The sequence below is a fragment of the Micromonospora sp. KC207 genome (genome assembly GCF_004348615.1).
Lineage (GTDB): Bacteria > Actinomycetota > Actinomycetes > Mycobacteriales > Micromonosporaceae > Micromonospora.
Map to the genome: position 1 here is coordinate 1 of NZ_SMKJ01000551.1, position 1,867 is coordinate 1,867.

At 73.7% G+C, this 1,867-nt stretch carries 1 protein-coding gene and 1 riboswitch; the gene reads left to right on the forward strand.

The window, feature by feature from the left end; all coding sequences use genetic code 11:
* Positions 1-81 precede the first annotated feature (81 nt).
* A complete protein-coding gene (locus E1258_RS32380; RefSeq protein WP_132407752.1) occupies positions 82-1,467 on the forward strand; it encodes a YibE/F family protein in 1,386 nt (461 codons plus the stop codon).
* Positions 1,468-1,633: 166 nt separating this feature from the next.
* Positions 1,634-1,765, forward strand: a riboswitch (cyclic di-AMP (ydaO/yuaA leader).
* Positions 1,766-1,867: the final 102 nt, after the last annotated feature.

Consider the following 1,867-nt stretch of genomic DNA (forward strand, 5'->3'; position numbering starts at 1 on the left):
GGCCCGGATCGGTCGTCGGCGACACTGAACCGTCCGGGCCGCCGAGCCGTATCCCGCGCTGACACCGTTTGGAGAACGTCGATGGGCGCCGACCACAACCGACCCGCTCCGCCCACCCCGCCGGGGGTGCGGCGGATCCTCGTCGCGACCGTGGTGCCGCTCTTCGTGATCACCGTGATCGCGGCGATCGCCCTCTGGCCCCGCGACGGTGGCCCGAAGGTCGACGGCGGAACGCCGGTGCCCCGCTATCACGGCACGGTCACCCGCGTGGTCACCGAGGAGTGCCCGCCGCAGCCGGAGACGCCGCAGGGCGGGCCGAGCATCGCGAACGGCCCGTGCGGCACGGTGACCGTCCGGGTGGAGCAGGGGCCGGATGCCGGGCAGCAGGTCGAGACGCCGATCCCTACCGGCCCCGGCGCGCCCACCGTCGCCGTCGACGACCGGATCGTGCTGGTGAAGCTGACCGACCCGACGGACCCGACGGCAAGCGCCTACAACATCGCCGAGCACCAGCGCGGCGCCCCGCTGATCTGGCTGGCGGTGCTGTTCGCGCTGGCGATCGTCGCGTTCGGCCGCTGGCGGGGGGTGGCCGCCCTGGCCGGCCTGGCCGCCACCTTCGCCATCCTGCTGACCTTCGTGCTGCCCGGGATCGGCGCGGGCGGGTCGCCGCTGCCGATCGCCGTCGTCGGCTCCGCCCTGATCATGTTCGTGGTGCTGTACCTCACCCACGGGGTCACCGCGCAGACGTCGGTGGCCGTCCTCGGCACCCTGGGCAGCCTGGTGCTCACCGGCCTGCTCGGCACCATGGCCACGGCGGCCACCCACCTCACGGGGTACGGCAGCGAGGACGCCACCACACTGTCGATGTTCCGGGGCGACGTGGACCTGCACGGTCTGCTGCTGGCCGGCATCATCATCGGCTCCCTCGGGGTGCTCGACGACGTCACCGTCACCCAGGCGGCCACGGTCACCGAGCTGGCGCACGCCAACCCGGGGCTGTCCCGGTTGCAGCTCTACCGGGCGGCCACCCGCGTCGGCCGGGCGCACATCGCCTCCACGGTCAACACGATCGTGCTGGCGTACGCGGGCGCGTCGCTGCCGCTGCTGCTCCTGCTCACCGCCGACTCCCGCCCGGTGACCCAGATCCTGACCAGTGAGTTCCTCGCCCAGGAGATCGTCCGCAGCGCGGTCGCCACGCTGGGCCTGATCGCCGCCGTACCGCTGACCACCGGGCTGGCCGCCGTGGTCACGGCGGCGGGGCGTCGCGGGGCGACCGGGCCCGCAGCGGCGGCCGGCGGGGACGTGCCGGCGGCGCGTACGCCCGGGCGGTGGCCCGCGGACCGGGATCTCGCGCTGGAGGCGCTCGGCGGCGGCCGGGCGACCCATCGGTACCCCGACGACCACACCCCCACCCACCCCCCGGCCGGGCGGCCGCACCGAGAAGGAAGTACGGAGACCACATGGTGACACTCCGCAGCGTGACCGGCGGCGGCATCCGCCCTGAGAATCGCATCACTGATCATCGACAGCGATTACGAAATGACGCTTTTAGTCGGCATCCGGACGTAGCTCCCCGCGAGGACTCTCAGGTAACCTCGCTGCCGGTCACCGCCGAAGGCGCGAAGCGGCGCCTGCGGTGCCGCCGCCCAATCGCCGGAAGGCGAGCCGGGGAACCAGGTACCCGGGGTGAATCCGCGCAAGCGGTAGGGGCCGCTTCCGCCCCGAACCCGTCAGCTAACCCGGTCGGCGGTCGATGGAAGGGAACACTGTGACGGCACCCCTGCATCGCTGGTTGGCACCCGTGGTGGCCGTGCTCGCCGCCCTCGCGGTCGTCGCCGGGCCAGCCGCCCCGGCCCTCGCCCTGCCC

Excerpts from the sequence above, each read along its gene's own strand:
- E1258_RS32380 (WP_132407752.1), top strand. The coding sequence starts at position 82 with ATGGGCGCCGACCACAACCGACCCGCTCCGCCCACCCCGCCGGGGGTG.